Annotated in this window: 13 protein-coding genes; 7 read left to right on the forward strand and 6 right to left on the reverse strand. The window is 61.0% G+C overall.

The window, feature by feature from the left end:
• Positions 1-22 precede the first annotated feature (22 nt).
• The 4 genes from IB265_RS26485 (at position 23) to IB265_RS26500 (ending at position 4097) form a co-directional block, all read left to right on the forward strand.
• On the forward strand, positions 23-1219 hold the full coding sequence (locus tag IB265_RS26485; protein WP_113133043.1) for an amidohydrolase: 1197 nt from the start codon (positions 23-25) through the stop codon (positions 1217-1219).
• 155 nt (positions 1220-1374) lie between these two features.
• A complete protein-coding gene (locus IB265_RS26490) occupies positions 1375-2091 on the forward strand; it encodes a GntR family transcriptional regulator (protein WP_058327236.1) in 717 nt (238 codons plus the stop codon).
• A gap of 627 nt (positions 2092-2718) precedes the next feature.
• Complete coding sequence (locus IB265_RS26495; RefSeq protein ID WP_192495318.1) at positions 2719-3375, forward strand: flavin reductase family protein; 657 nt, start codon at positions 2719-2721, stop codon at positions 3373-3375.
• Positions 3375-4097, forward strand: coding sequence for an aspartate/glutamate racemase family protein (locus tag IB265_RS26500; protein ID WP_058327235.1), 723 nt, complete (start codon positions 3375-3377; stop codon positions 4095-4097). Before IB265_RS26495 ends, IB265_RS26500 begins: the two co-directional genes overlap by 1 nt.
• A 357-nt stretch (positions 4098-4454) precedes the next feature.
• Here the strand turns inward: IB265_RS26500 and IB265_RS26505 are convergent, their stop codons facing one another.
• The 5 genes from IB265_RS26505 to IB265_RS26525 all read right to left on the reverse strand — a co-directional run bounded on the left by IB265_RS26505 (position 4455) and on the right by IB265_RS26525 (position 9772).
• Positions 4455-5369: a sugar phosphate isomerase/epimerase gene (locus IB265_RS26505; protein WP_113133044.1), complete on the reverse strand. Its 915-nt coding sequence runs from the start codon at positions 5367-5369 to the stop codon at positions 4455-4457.
• Between the two features lie 28 nt (positions 5370-5397).
• On the reverse strand, positions 5398-6525 hold the full coding sequence (locus IB265_RS26510; RefSeq protein WP_058327182.1) for a sn-glycerol-3-phosphate import ATP-binding protein UgpC: 1128 nt from the start codon (positions 6523-6525) through the stop codon (positions 5398-5400).
• A gap of 42 nt (positions 6526-6567) precedes the next feature.
• On the reverse strand, positions 6568-7455 hold the full coding sequence (locus IB265_RS26515; RefSeq protein ID WP_058327181.1) for an ABC transporter permease subunit: 888 nt from the start codon (positions 7453-7455) through the stop codon (positions 6568-6570).
• A gap of 7 nt (positions 7456-7462) precedes the next feature.
• Positions 7463-8353 (reverse strand): carbohydrate ABC transporter permease, encoded by an 891-nt coding sequence (locus tag IB265_RS26520; protein ID WP_058327180.1) that lies wholly within the window; start codon positions 8351-8353, stop codon positions 7463-7465.
• 75 nt (positions 8354-8428) lie between these two features.
• Positions 8429-9772 carry an extracellular solute-binding protein gene (locus IB265_RS26525; protein ID WP_113133045.1) on the reverse strand — a complete coding sequence of 448 codons (1344 nt, stop codon included), beginning with the start codon at positions 9770-9772 and terminating at the stop codon, positions 8429-8431.
• Between the two features lie 329 nt (positions 9773-10101).
• Between IB265_RS26525 and IB265_RS26530 the strand changes: the two genes are divergently transcribed.
• The 3 genes from IB265_RS26530 (at position 10102) to IB265_RS26540 (ending at position 12950) form a co-directional block, all read left to right on the forward strand.
• Positions 10102-10479: a hypothetical protein gene (locus IB265_RS26530; RefSeq protein WP_192495319.1), complete on the forward strand. Its 378-nt coding sequence runs from the start codon at positions 10102-10104 to the stop codon at positions 10477-10479.
• Between the two features lie 288 nt (positions 10480-10767).
• Positions 10768-11298, forward strand: coding sequence for a YcnI family protein (locus IB265_RS26535; protein WP_113133047.1), 531 nt, complete (start codon positions 10768-10770; stop codon positions 11296-11298).
• Between the two features lie 44 nt (positions 11299-11342).
• Positions 11343-12950: a copper resistance CopC/CopD family protein gene (locus IB265_RS26540; protein ID WP_192495320.1), complete on the forward strand. Its 1608-nt coding sequence runs from the start codon at positions 11343-11345 to the stop codon at positions 12948-12950.
• A 693-nt stretch (positions 12951-13643) separates the two neighbouring features.
• On the opposite strand, the gene IB265_RS26545 is transcribed toward IB265_RS26540, so the two are convergent.
• On the reverse strand, positions 13644-13844 hold the full coding sequence (locus tag IB265_RS26545; protein ID WP_245296086.1) for a hypothetical protein: 201 nt from the start codon (positions 13842-13844) through the stop codon (positions 13644-13646).
• Positions 13845-14071 lie beyond the last annotated feature (227 nt).

Consider the following 14071-nt stretch of genomic DNA (forward strand, 5'->3'; position numbering starts at 1 on the left):
TGGGACAAACGAGGATATCAAGGTGACTGCAGACCTACTCATCCGCAATGCCCGTCCCTTCGGCGGCCCGCTCGAAGACCTTTTCATCCGTGACGGCCGGTTCGTGACAGCCGATAGCGCCCGGGCCGCGGTCGAGATCGATGCGGCCGGACATGTCGCCATGCCGGGTCTTGTCGAGGCTCATACCCATCTCGACAAGACACTTATCGGCATGGACTGGTTCGAAAACCGGGTTGGCCCGACCCGCAATGACCGGATCCTGGCCGACCGCAACGCCAAGCGCGAACTTGGCATCAATGCGCGCCGGCAGTCGGCCCGTCAGATCATGCAGACGCTTGCCTACGGCGTTTTGAGCATTCGCAGCCACGTCGACGTCGATACCGAGATCGGCATTGCCAATATCGAAGGTGTCCTCGAAACGCGCGAGGCAATGCGTGATCTGGTCGATGTGCAGATCGTGGCTTTCCCGCAGAGTGGTATGCTGCCGCGCGCGGGCACGCTCGAGTTGATGGACGCGGCTCTCAGCGCCGGCGCCGACATCGTCGGCGGTATCGACCCTGCTTCCATCGAGCGCGATCCGGTGCGTCACCTCGATGCGATCTTCGCCCTTGCGGATCGTCACGCAAAACCGATCGACATCCATCTGCACGAACCGGGCGACCTCGGTGCATTTTGCCTTGAACTCATCATCGAACGCACACGCGCCTTGTCTCTACAGGGGCGGGTCATGGTAAGCCATGCCTACTGCCTGGGGATGCTCGATGCCTCACGACAGGCTGGGCTGATCGAACGGCTGGCAGCCGAGCGTATCGCGGTTATGACTGTGGGAAGTCCATCGGCGCCCGCATTGCCATTAAGATTGATGCGCGCGAGCGGTCTCACCGTCGCCTCCGGTTCCGACGGTATTCAAGGCACCTGGGAGCCTTATGGAAATGGCGACATGCTGGAGCGGGCGAAGTATCTGGCGCAGCGCAACGGCATGGCCAATGATGTCGATCTCGAATATGCGGCCCGCGTCTGCACGTTCGGTGGTGCAGAAGGCATCGGGCTCGGCGATTATGGTCTCTCCGAAGGTTGTTTCGGCGATCTGGTGCTGGTGCCGGCGCGCACGTTGGCGGAAGCGGTCGCGCTAACCCCGCGCAAGCGCACCGTTATCCGGCGCGGCCGCGTCGTCGTGGACGGCGGCGAACTGGCAGGTGACCTGCCGGCCATCGAGTGACGCTTTGTAGACGTCGACAGGCAATCGCAGGAACGGTCGGCCGAAGGGGTCGGCCGCGCCTTTGCCGTTCCGATTGGGGGATGATAGTTGTTTGCGGTCCATCTCTCGGCAGACTCTTTCGACCGCACGCCCCGCCACTTTTCAGGTTCTTCATGATGACGCCCAAACCCAGCGCCAGCAATGCAAAATCCTCGGTTCCAAAGTCGGACGTGGTCTATCGTATCCTGAAGCGCGCGATCCTAGACCAGGCCTTCGCTGCGGGAACCAAGCTGCCGGAGGATTCGATCGGCGAGCGGCTCGGTGTTAGCCGCACGATCGTGCGCCAGGCGCTGGCCCGGCTGAACGGCGAGGGACTGATCGAATTGCGCCCGAACAAGGGTGCCTGTGTCAGCCATCCCAGCCTCGAGGATGGACACGATATCTTTGCCGTGCGGCAAGCCCTGGAGACATTGGTGGTCGATAGCCTGATCGGCAAGCTGACTGCGCAGAAGATCAAGGAGCTTGAAGCGCATGTCGATGCCGAGGACAAGGCAAGGGTCAGCAATCCATCGACCTCGATTCAACTCGCCGGTGAGTTTCACGTCCTGCTTGCAAGACTGACTGAGAACACGATCCTATTGCGGTATGTTACGGAACTCGTTTCGCGCTCGTCGATGATCCTGTCGCTCTATGGGCGCCCCCATTCTTCCGATTGCGCCGTATCCGAGCACCGCGCCCTGATCGCGGCCCTTGCGCGGGACGATCGCGAAAGGGCATGCGAGCTAATGGGCCATCACATCGGCGCCATCACTGCCCGAGCCTTGCTGAAAAGCAACGTTGAGGACGGCTTGCCGGATCTCCTTGCTGCCTACGCCAAGGAAGAGGGTCTTTAAGCCGCGGGCGCCTTCTGGCACTCGGCTTGACCTATGGGAAGCTCACGTTCGGGAATGCGTACTCGCGCGTTTTGTATGCAATTGATCCGAGCGCACAATCAAGGAAAGCTCGTCCACATCTGCCGCGCGCGGGAGTGGCGTGGTTCCGCCTCTACGCGCTTCATCTGCCACTTGATCTCCGCAAGATCATGATTTCTTTTCCATATATGCCTGCCAGCTTTCCGCGGCGAGTTACTTGCCTTGCTGGAGAAGGGTCCATCTCTCTAATATTTCTCATTATTGTATGCAATTAAGGTGTACGATATTGACGTTATAATGGATGCAATATAGCTTGATCTTCGGGATTGGCACTGTCGGGGAGGGCAGCATGCGCATCGTACCCGTTGCCGACCGGCGGGCCGGCGATGCTTTCCTGAGAATCTATAGTTCCCACCGAAGGATGTATGTCGGTGTCGGCCGTGTCTGCGCGCTCGAGCGATCAGTGCTTTTGGCCGCCCTTTGCCGTTCACCGACGCCATTCCCCAATGTAGTCAACGGCGGGCGTGAGCGCTGCCGCCCCGATTGTCGTCGTGCCGGGCGTCGGGGTTCTTTGCTGAATTTATCAACAGGCAAGCAGGAGATCCGGACTTGAACATAGATTTCACCACGCTACCGCCTCCGGATCGCTATCGACTGCTGACCAACTTCATCGGTCCGCGCCCCATCGCGCTCGTTGGCACGCGATCGCCAGCCGGACACAACAACGCAGCGCCCATGAGCTTCTTCAACGTGTTCTCCCATGAACCGCCGTTGGTGGCGCTCGGGATCCAGAACCGTGGCAATGGCGACGAGAAGGACACGGTCACGAACATCCGCCGAACCGGCGAGTTCGTCGTCAACATGGTCGACATGGCGCTCGCCGATGCGATGATCGTCTGTGGCGTCAATTTCGCCTCGGAGGTCGATGAACTCGATTTCGCGGGCCTGACGCCGATACCGTGCAACCAGATCGACGCCGCCCGTATTGGCGAAAGTCCCTGCAGCTTTGAATGCAGGGTCGAGCAGATCCTCGACTATCACAAGCGCGTGCTGGTCATCGGCAGGGTCGTGCACATGCATATCCAGGACCGGTGCCTCGATCCTGCGGGGCGTTACGCGAACCCCGAGACCTATCAGCCGATCGCGCGGCTGCATGCCGACAATTACATCACCTCAGATCGGCAATTCGAACTTAAAAAGCCGGAGGAACTGCTGCCTCTGGAGCTCGCGCAAGTGAACCCAAGGCCGGAGAGGGCCGCCCGATGATCCGCATACATGTCATCAATCCGAACTCGACCGCATCAATGACCGATCAGATCGCACGGGCCGCCGAAGCTGTGCGATCGGAAGGCTCTGTGATCGATGCGGAGACCGCAATCGGTACGCCCGTCTCGATCGAAGGCTACGCAGACGAGGCGATGGCCGTCCCGGCGATGCTGGCGGCGATCCGTGCTGCGGAGAAGCGGGGTGCGTCGGCACATGTGATCGCCTGTTTCGATGATCCCGGCCTTGCGGCTGCGCGCGAAGTGGCAACTGGCCCGGTCATCGGTATCTGCCAGGCGGCGGTACAGGTGGCAATGACGGTGGCAACCCGCTTTGCGGTGATCACCACCTTGCCGAGGTCGGTGCCGGTGATCGAGGATCTCGTCAAGCAATATGGTGCTGCCGCGCGCTGCCGGCGCGTGCGCTCGGTCGACCTGCCTGTTCTAGCTCTGGAAGCCGACCCGGAAAGTGCGCGTACCAAACTCCTCGGCGAAGCGCGCGCGGCGATACGCGAGGATGGCGTAGACGCCATCGTCCTTGGCTGTGCCGGCATGGCGCAGCTGTGCGATTGGCTCTCCCGCGAAGCTGGAGTACCCGTCATCGATGGCGTGGTGGCGGCCGTCAAGCTCGCCGAAGCATTGGCGAGTGGCGGCTTTCGGACCTCAAAGGCAGGTGCCTACGCCTATCCCCTCGACAAGTCGGGTGATGTCGCGGCCGCCCGCTGAGCCATTCGGCCGCATTAGAAAAACGCGCGGCCGATGGATTGGCGTCGGCACTGACCGCGCGAACAGGGATACGTGCGCCGAGATCAGGGATGTCGAAGGTCGGATTTTTGCGGTGATACGGCAACGCGCTGTGGGAGGCCGGTTTCATGCAGAGTGCACGAAGCTCAACCATCCTGCGGCTCAAGTCTCAGGTGCTGCCTCTGCGCGGGCGCACCCGCGAATCTCGTCGAGTGAGCGCACGCCGAGGCGTTCCATAAGCGCATAGAGATCATCGAGGAGGCGAGCGGCCGGAATGTGCGCTTTGAGCGGGTGCAATCCGGTTGCCCCACCACACATGCGGCGGGGCAACCGGAAACATTACGCAGCGGATCGAAGTCCGACCGCTGCGGCGAGACCCCTTGCCCGTTCCAGGCACGCAGGTTGCTGATCGGCAAACCGCTCGGCGCCGATTTCCATGATCAGCGTCGTATCCGGAAGGAAGGTCAGTTCGGAGAAGATGTCATCCCAGGCAATGTCGCCCCAGCCGATCGGCAGATGCAGATCGCCGATGCCGAGCGCGGTCGCTTCGGCCGGATGATAGAAGCGGTTCATGGAATAGGGCAGGCCGAAACTGTCGTGAACATGGAGGTGGCCCGTCACCGGCGCCATTGCCCTCAGCTCGTCACGGAAATCAAGCCCGCGATGCGTGGCCTCGATATAGGCATGCGAGAAATCGATGAGCGCGACGACGTTGTTCGAGCCGATCGCTCGCACGGTTTCGGCGACCTGGCTCGGTGTCTGTCGATACTGGCCGCTTTCCGTCGTGAAAATGTTTTCGAGTGCGATGCGGACCCCGTATCCTTTTGCGATCTGCGCCATCTCCGCGAGTGCGTCGCGTTCCATCCTGTCGAGATCAGCGGCATTCTCTCCGGGGGCAAGCTGTGCTGCGCCGGAGTGATGGACGAGGATCCCCGCACCAAGCCGGTCGCACAGCTCGAGCATCGCCCTCACGACCTTCTTTTGCAGATGGTGGTGCTGGCGGTCCATGAAGTTGGAAACGATCTGGCCGTGCAGCGATAGCTTCTTGAAGGTGTACTTCTTCGTCATCTCGGCGACGCGCTGGACACGGTCTTCGATGATGCGGCCGCCACTGACGATCTCTTCGCCATAGATTCCGATCTCGCAGGCGTCGGCTCCGGTCTCGGCAATTTCGCGCAAGGAGGCGTCAAGGCTCGAAAGATCGCCCTTGCCCGTTCGATTGCAGAATCCCACGGCGGCTATGATGTCGTTCATCACGGTTTCTCCTGATTTGTTGAAGTGATCAGACTGCTTGGAGCGTCGGATGGCTGGCGGCGCTACTGACGGCGCGGGGCTCCAGATCGACGTGGATTCGCCGGCCGGTCTCCTGGTCGAAGAGATGCAAATGCGCCAGAGGCAGCTCCAGGGTGATCCGATCGCCCGGCCGGGCGCGCGTATGCTCGTCGACACTGGCGGCGAAGGGATGGCCATTCAGTTCCGAGTGGATGACGCGGCCGGAGCCGAGCTCCTCAACGAAATCCACCTTGATCGAGACGCCTTTTGCTTCAGGCGCAACGACACATTGTTCCGGGCGAATACCGACCGTGATCTGCCTTGCGCCCAGTCGCCCAGCAAGCGCCCTGTCTATCGGCATCTTTGTGCCGCCGAACGCCAGGCAGGCGTTGTCAACGTCGACAGCGGCATCGAACAGGTTCATCGCCGGCGAGCCGATGAAGGATGCGACGAAGATGCTTGCCGGCCGGTGGTAGATGTCGAGCGGCTGGCCGACCTGTTCGACCACGCCCTTGTTCATCACGACCAGCTTGTCCGCCAGCGTCATCGCTTCCACCTGATCGTGGGTGACGAAGATGGACGTTGCCTGGAGACGCTGATGCAGCTTGCGGATCTCCGCCCGCATGGTGACGCGCAGCTTGGCGTCCAGGTTCGACAGCGGCTCGTCGAAAAGAAACACGTTCGGTTCGCGAATGATCGCGCGCGCCATGGCGACGCGCTGGCGCTGGCCGCCGGAAAGTGCCGCCGGCTTGCGATCGAGATAATCGGAGAGCCCGACGATCTTCGCCGTTTCCTCGATCCGGCGCAAACGCTCCGCCTTCGGGACACCGGCCACCTTCAGGGCATAGCCGATATTTCCCGCGACCGTCATGTGCGGATAGAGGGCGTAGTTCTGGAACACCATGGCGCAACCGCGTTCACGTGGCTCGAGCCTGTTTACGACGTGGCCGTTGATGGCGATTTCGCCGGCGGTGATGTCCTCGAGCCCCGCGATCATCCTCAAAAGCGTTGATTTGCCGCAGCCGGACGGGCCGAGGATCACGACGAATTCTCCCGACGCAAAGGCGAGGTCGATGCCATGCAGGGTGGGGTTCTTTCCGTAGGATTTACGCACGGCGCGAATTGCGATGTCAGCCATGGGCGCGGACCTCTCTGTCTGTTCTGTTTGGGGAAAGCGGGGTCATTTTTCCGTGGCCACGAGGCCGCGAACGAACCACCGCTGAAGGACGGCAACGACGATGAGCGGAGGCAGCATGATGATCAGCGATCCGGCGAGCGTCACGTTCCAGTCCGGCGTGCCGTTGTCGGACGGCAGGAGTGCGACCAGCGACATCATCGTGGTCTTGTATTGGGGGTCCGTCACCATCAGGAGGGGCCAGAGATACTGGTTCCACCCATAGACGAACATGATGGTCGTCAGTGCGAGCATGTTGGTGCGCGAGAGCGGCAGCAGCATGTCGATGAAAAAGCGGATCGCGCCTGACCCGTCCATGCGTGCGGCCTCCGCCAGCTCGTCGGGCAGGGTCAGGTAGAATTGGCGATAGAGGAACGTTCCGGTCGCGGTTGCGATCAACGGCAGCGTGAGGCCGGCATAGGAATTGAGAAGGTTCCAATCGACGGAAACTTCGAAACCGGTGACGGCGGAAATCAGCAGTCGAACCGGCTGAAACAGGTCGGCAGCGACCGCATAGGTGGGCACCACGCGCACCTCGAGCGGCAGCATCAGGGTGATGAACACCATCCAGAAGAAGAAGCCCTTGAGCGGCGTTCTGAAGAACACGATGGCAAAGGCCGTCAGCGCCGATAGCGCCACCTTGCCGACCGTGACGAGGCTGGCCATGACGAAGCTGTTCAGCATCGCTGTTCCGAGGTTGGCGCGCGACCAGGCGGCGCTCATGTTCTCGAAGAGGCGGTCCTGCGGCACGAAGCTGAAGGGTATGGCGTTGACCTGCTGGAATGTCTGGCTGGCGCCCGACACGATGACGATGAAGGGGCCGATCAGCAGCAGGAAGCCGAAGATCATCACGCCATAGGTCAGCGCGTTGGCGAAAGGTGTCCGCTGGATCATGGGAGCCTCACTTGTAATGGACTTGGCGCTCGATGAAGCGGAACTGGATAAAGGTGAAGATCATGATGAGGCCTATGAGCACGAGGCTCTGGGCCGAAGCGCCGGAGTAGTTCAAGCCGCGGAACGCCTCTTCGACGATGCGGTAGACCATCACGTCGGTGCCGTGGTTCGGGCCGCCATCCGTGGTTCGGGCGACGATGCCGTATGTGTCGGCACCGACGAAACCTTCGGTCATCATGATGACCAGCAGGAAGAAGAGTGTTGGCGCCAGCAGCGGGATCTGGATGTCGACTGCGCGGCGGATCGGGCCGCATCCGTCCATCGCGGCCGCCTCAATCAGCGATCGAGGGACCGACTGCAGACCAGCAAGAAGGAAGATGAAGGTGTAGCCCGCCCATTTCCAGGCGAAAACGACAATGACGAGAATAAGGGCATGGCTGCCGTACTTGGCTGGGTTCCAGAAATCCGGAAACGTGGCGTTGACCGATGCCATCAGCCCGCGCTCAGGCGAAAGGATGAAACGGAAAGCCATGCCGGCGGCCGGCCCCGCAATCGCGTAAGGCAGAATGTAGAGGAACCGGAACGGTGCGGAGCCCGGCAACTGCCGGTCGACAGCAAGGGCAAGAACAAGGCCAATGAAAATGGTGGCAAGCGTGCCGCAAAGGGCGAATGCCAGGCTGACGCCAACCGAGTTCCAGTAGAGCGGGTCGGCGAATACTTCCTGGAAGTTGGCAAAACCGACGAACTCAGCGGCGCCGCCGAATGGCGGCTCCAGCGTGAAGGCCCATCGCAACACGGCGACCGCCGGCCAATAGAAAAAGAGCAGGATCAAAATGATCTGTGGAAGGGCGAATAGGCTGGGCAGCCACCAGCTGCGAAAGGCCGCACGCTTGTCCATGTGTTGTATTTCCGATGCGCAAGAATAGAAATCGGAGCCTGCCGATGTTGCGGCAGGCTCCGGGCGGATCAGATGTTAGTTCAGGGTCTGTCCAGCGTAGGTCTTCTCGAAGCGACGCAGAACGGCGTTGCCGCGTTCAACCGTCTTGTCGAGCTCGGCCTGGACGTCTGCGTTCTGCATGAAGATCGCTTCGAGGGCGGTCGCGAACTCCTTGCGGATCTGCGTGAAGCCGCCGAGGCGGATGCCGCGGGTGTTTTCAGAGGTCGGGGTGAACGACAGGCTCTGGATGGCGAGTTCACGCCCCTTGTAGGGTGCCTTGTCGTAGAACCCGTTGGCCTTCATGGCGTCGAAACCGGTCTTGGTCACCGGGATGTAACCCGTCACCGTTGACCACCACTCGGCCATTTCCGGCGTCGCAAGGTAATTGAGGAAGGCGGCCGCGCCCTTGTATTCCGCTTCCGGACGACCGGCGAGCACCCAGAGCGATGCGCCGCCGACGAGCGAGTTCTGCCGCTCCGTGCCCTTCCATACGGGCAACATGGCGACTTCCCACTTCACACCTTCGGGAAGGGTCTTGCCGATCGTGCCGTGGTCGGCGATCGAGGTCTGTATCATCTGGCAGGTCTGGGACGTGAAGGCGGGGACGATGTCCATGCCGAGTTGCTTGGTCTTGACTACGAAGAGCTTCTCGTCGGCCATCTTCTTGAAGAACTTCACGTGATCGACGAACTTGGTCTTGTTGACGACAAGCTCGGCGTCCAACCCGTTGTAACCGTTGGCCTTGGTGGCGAGCGGCTGGTTGTGGATGGCCGAGAACTGCTCCATCAGCGGCCAGGTGTCGAAATTGAAGGCGAGCGGGCATTCGTAGCCGGCGGCCTTCAGCTTGCGGGCAGCTTCCTCGACCTGTTCCCAGGTGTCCGGCTTGAAGTCGATGCCGGCCTTCTGGAAGGCGTCAACGTTGTAATAGAACATGGCCGTCGAGGAGTTGAACGGGAAGGAATTCAGCTCGCCTTTTGCCGTGGCGTAATAGTTGGCGATGCCGCCGAAATAGTTGTTCCAGTCGATGGTGTAGCCGTTTTCGGCCATCAGCTTCTTGGCGGGCACGAATGCGCCCGACAGCATCATGTCCAGGGTGCCGGCATCATAGATCTGGGTGATTGCCGGCTGCTTCTTGGCGCGGTAGGCGGCAATCGTGTTCTGCAGGGTCGTGTCGTATCCATTTTGAGAGGTGCAGACGATCTCGAACTCGGACTGGCTGTCGTTGAACTTCTTGCAGGCATCTTGGACACGTTCGCCAAGATCACCCGAAAGGCCGTACCAGAATTCGAACTTCGTCTTTTCGGCTGCGGCCGCCGACGCGCCAAACGCGACGCTTGCCATCAGGCCGATGAATACGGACGTAGTGACGGAGACTTTCATTGCAAAACGCTCCTTGCAGATTGGCGGACACCAGGATCGGTGGCACGAATGAAGCCGGGCGCTTGCTAACAGTTGAGTGTGACAGTCCTTGCCAATCTGCATGATGGAAAAATGAAAGTTTGATTACGCTTGTCAGGCGGCGGCGCGCTCCCTGGTTGCGGCAGGTCTGTTCTTGCCGGCGAGCGCGAAGAATAGCAGCGCTCGACTGTCCGGTACGTTGGACTTCACGCAGATGCTTGCTGTGGAGCAAGGAAGGGGACGGGCGTGCCGGCTAGCTATGCGATGGCGCCGGACATTCTCGGAGACAGCGTAGAAGGAGCTTGATTGTGGTGAGGCGACGCAACGGTTGGGGACTGGCGTTCATCGCTGCCTGCCTGTTCGTGCTGCAATCGGTCGCCGGCGCATTTGCCTTCAGCTCGATGCCTGCCTTCTCGCAACTCGACGCTTTCGGCAATGCACTGTGCATCAGCGCGGATCACGCCAGCAACGGCAATCACGACGGCGGCCGTGGCAAGGCTGCCGATTGCTGCCTTCTTGGATGTTGCGTGTCCTCGCAGGTCTTGGCGGCGACTCCGCAGCCTGGCGACGATCTTAGCCACCAAGTCACGTCGGCGGTGCACACGTTTTGGTCCGCGGGGGCAGAGCCGTTGCCAACGGGCGAGCATCGCCTCGGTTATCCTCGCGCGCCCCCTCGGCTGCTCGCCTGATCGGTTGCGTTCGCTCCAGCCTATGTCGGGGGGAGGGATATCCTCCCCTGGCGTCCGCCGGCCCCATCGCGACGATCTTCGCCGCCTCCCGACGTCCCTGTCGTGTGCTCCAAGCCTGACTGCAGGCCGGTCTTGAGCCAACGGGGACCCGTGCACTGACCGTCTTGTGCGATCGCTGCCCGCCACCGACCAAGAATGTCGGCAACGTTTTCCGGATCACTGCATCCAATCCCTGACTGCTGCGGGGGGATTTCCCGCGACCCAACACAATCTCAAAGGAATAGCCATATGTTGTCGAAACTCATCACCACCGCTGCCTTCATCGCGATAGGCACCACGGCAGCTTTTGCCCACTCCACGCTCGAAACAACGGAGGCGCATGTCGGCGCGTCCTACAAGGCCGTCATCCGCGTCCCGCATGGATGCGAGGGCAAGCCGACGATCGCTCTGCGCGTTCAGATCCCGGAAGGCATGATCGCCGCAAAGCCGATGCCGAAGCCGGGCTGGACGCTGGAGAAGGTCAAGGGAGCCTACGAAAAGTCCTATGCCTACTTCGGCACGCCGATGAAGGAGGGCGTGAAGGAGGTCGTCTGGAAGGGCGGCAGCCTGGCCGACGACGAATATGAGGAGTTTGTCTTCCGCGCGTTTCTGACCGAGGGCCTGCCAGTCGGCAAGACACTCTACGTGCCGCTGGTGCAGGAGTGCCCTGATGGCGCGACCGAGCGTTGGATCGAGGTCCCGGCGGAAGGCAAGTCGAGTGACGATCTCGAATATCCGGCGCCCGGCATCAAGCTGCTTGAAAAGAAAAGCGGGCACTGAGCAGCGCAACGTGGGGGCGAGGGCCAAGTGACCGGAGATCACGCATGATGCTGGTATCATCGAGCTTTACTCGTCTTGCGAGGCTGGTGGTGATCGCGCTCTGCGGGATCCTCATGCATGCCGCCGCGGCCTTCGCCCACGCATCGCTCAACACAAGTGAACCGCAGGATGGCGCGGTCGTCGGCACCGCGCCATCGGTCTACGTGCTGACCTTCAGCGAGCCGGTTTCGCCGTTGTCCTTAAAGCTCGTCAGACCGGATGGAACAGCGATCCCGCTCGAGCGGTTCGACCTGAAGGATCGAGTGGTCGTGATCGCGGCGCCATCCGATCTTGGGCACGGCACACATGTGCTCAGCTGGCGCGTGACCTCTACCGACGGGCATCCGATCGGTGGATCGGTCGTCTTTTCGGTCGGCGCGGCCAGCACCGCTCCGTTCATGAACGAAGACGAGATCGACTGGGCCGTGCGCGCCGGTCTCCTCCTATCGAAGCTCGCGCTTTACGTGGGGCTGTTCATCGGCGTCGGCGGTGTGTTTTCGCGCCACTGGCTGCTCTTTGGCTCGCGATCAGGGTGCAAAGTCGTTGCAGCAGCGCTCGGTATAGGGCTTCTCGGCGCACTTGCCGCTGTAGGTTTTCAGGGGCTCGATGCACTGGGCGTTTCCGTGACGCAAATTGTCGAGCCGGTCGTTTGGTCCACGGCGATGGCAACCAGCTTCGGCGGTACGGCCATTGCCGCCTTCGCTGCCTTTTGTGTGGCCGCCATCGCTCTGCCGGCGAAGGGTCGGTCTGCTCGACTGTCATCTCTCGTCGCGCTGATCGCGTCATCCGTCGCCTTGTCGCTGAGCGGCCATGCATCGACAGCCGAGCCGCAATGGCTGATGCGTCCGGCGGTCTTCCTGCACGTCGCCACGATAAGTCTCTGGGTTGGAGCGCTCGCTCCCCTGGGCCTCGCGTTGCGGCGCGAAGACCCGATGGCTCTTCAGGCGCTCGGCCGGTTCTCGGCGTTCGTCCCTTACGTGCTCGTTGTTCTTATCGTGGCGGGTTTCATCTTGGCCTTTGTGCAGGTGGAGAAGCCGCAAGCGCTGCTGGAAACTGCCTATGGCCAGGTGCTCATGGTCAAGATGGCGTTGCTGTTCGGACTGTTTCTGTTGGCGCTTGCAAATCGCTGGCGCCTGACGGAACCGGTAATGGCTGGCGAGCGGGCTTCGGCGAAGCGGCTGGTCCGCTCGATCGCCGCGGAAACACTGATCGTCGTCCTGATCTTCGGCGCCGTTTCTTGCTGGCGCTTCACGCCGCCGTCGCGCGTGCTCTTAGCTCTGGCGGTTCGGCCTGCAAGCGTTCACATCCACACGGACAAGGCGATGGTCCTCGTTGAGGTCTTGCCCGGACGGGTGGGCGAGCTCGACGTATCGATCAACCTCGCCACGGGCGAAGTCGAACCGCTTGCCGCCAAGGAGGTGACGCTCGTCCTATCCAAGCCTGATTCCGGCATCGAGCCGTTCAAACGTGCGGCAGCGCGGAGCGGCGACGCAGATTGGCGGATCGAGCGCGTGAACATACCGCTGGCGGGCACCTGGCAGGTACGTGCCGATGTTCTGATCAATGACTTCGAGAAGGTAACGCTGAGCGATCAAATCATCATTGGGCCGTGAGCGCGGAGGCCGCCGCACAATCTCGCGCGCACGCCAGCGGATCGCCTGTGGGCGTTCAATCGCTACTGCCGTGGAGGTGTTCCGTCTAGCCCTGGCTGGCTATCCAATAGTCCGTTTAGGTTCATTGCCTTCGGATGAAGCCTCTGTCAGCCTTTTCCGATTGCGGTTGCGCCGACGTCGCAGTCCCCGCTGCAGCGGCCAATCGCAAGCCTGACTCTGGGCCTCTGCTTGGTTGGTGGAGGCTCTTTTTTTGGACGCGGGCGTGGGCGGTCGCCGACCGGAGGCGGTCCGCTCGACATAAATCGCGGATCACGTCCCGCGTTAATAATTTAGAAATATCGAATGTTCATTCTGCTCCGCCATGCGCGGTTTCCTGCTGATGGCGATTTACGCGGGCGGATTGTGGGTGGTCGACACGACGATGTGTGAAGGCCGCTACACCCAGGAGTTTGGGCATGAGGTTCAATCCGCGACCAGAAAGGCCCGGTATTGGCTGAACGTCCAATTGAACTTCCTGGCCGCCCGCTTCTAACTGACCATTGCTACGCGGTGCCGGAGAAGCGGGAAGCCGACCGGGAGGGGCGGAGTTTAGGCGGAAGTCCTTTCACGGAAGCCGCTGTCGAGAGCATTGTGCGCTGCCTGCGTGACGTCGATGTCGTGAATGTGGCTTAATCTCCATCATCAGATCGCCGATTACCAAATACGTCTCGGCGCGTCGCTTTCCTTTTTCGCGATGGCGGTCTCAAGCTGCTCGTGCGATCCCCCCAAGGCAACAACATAGAGTTCCAGCGCAGTCGTCAGAACGTTCGTGCGACGTACGGAGATATCGCTGGTCGAAGCATCGCCTAAGGAGGCAACCATCAATCGAACAGCTCTGTTTTGGAACTCACTCATTCTGCAACCTGTTCAAATGCCATTTGGTGCGGAGCATATCGCCGATTGCTGAACCCTATCTTAAGCGCAAAGGTAGTGTAGGTCGTGGCGCTGAGGTTTTACTCAAGCTGGCGAAGTCGAACCTTCATGGGGGCAAGGTCTCGTCATGACCATTCGGCTTGCGACCGTGGTCTCGCCGACTGCCGGCGCAAATGAGAACGTTTAGAGAACTTTCCTGTGTGACTGCA

This window comes from Ensifer sp. ENS10 (genome assembly GCF_014852025.1).
GTDB lineage: Bacteria > Pseudomonadota > Alphaproteobacteria > Rhizobiales > Rhizobiaceae > Ensifer.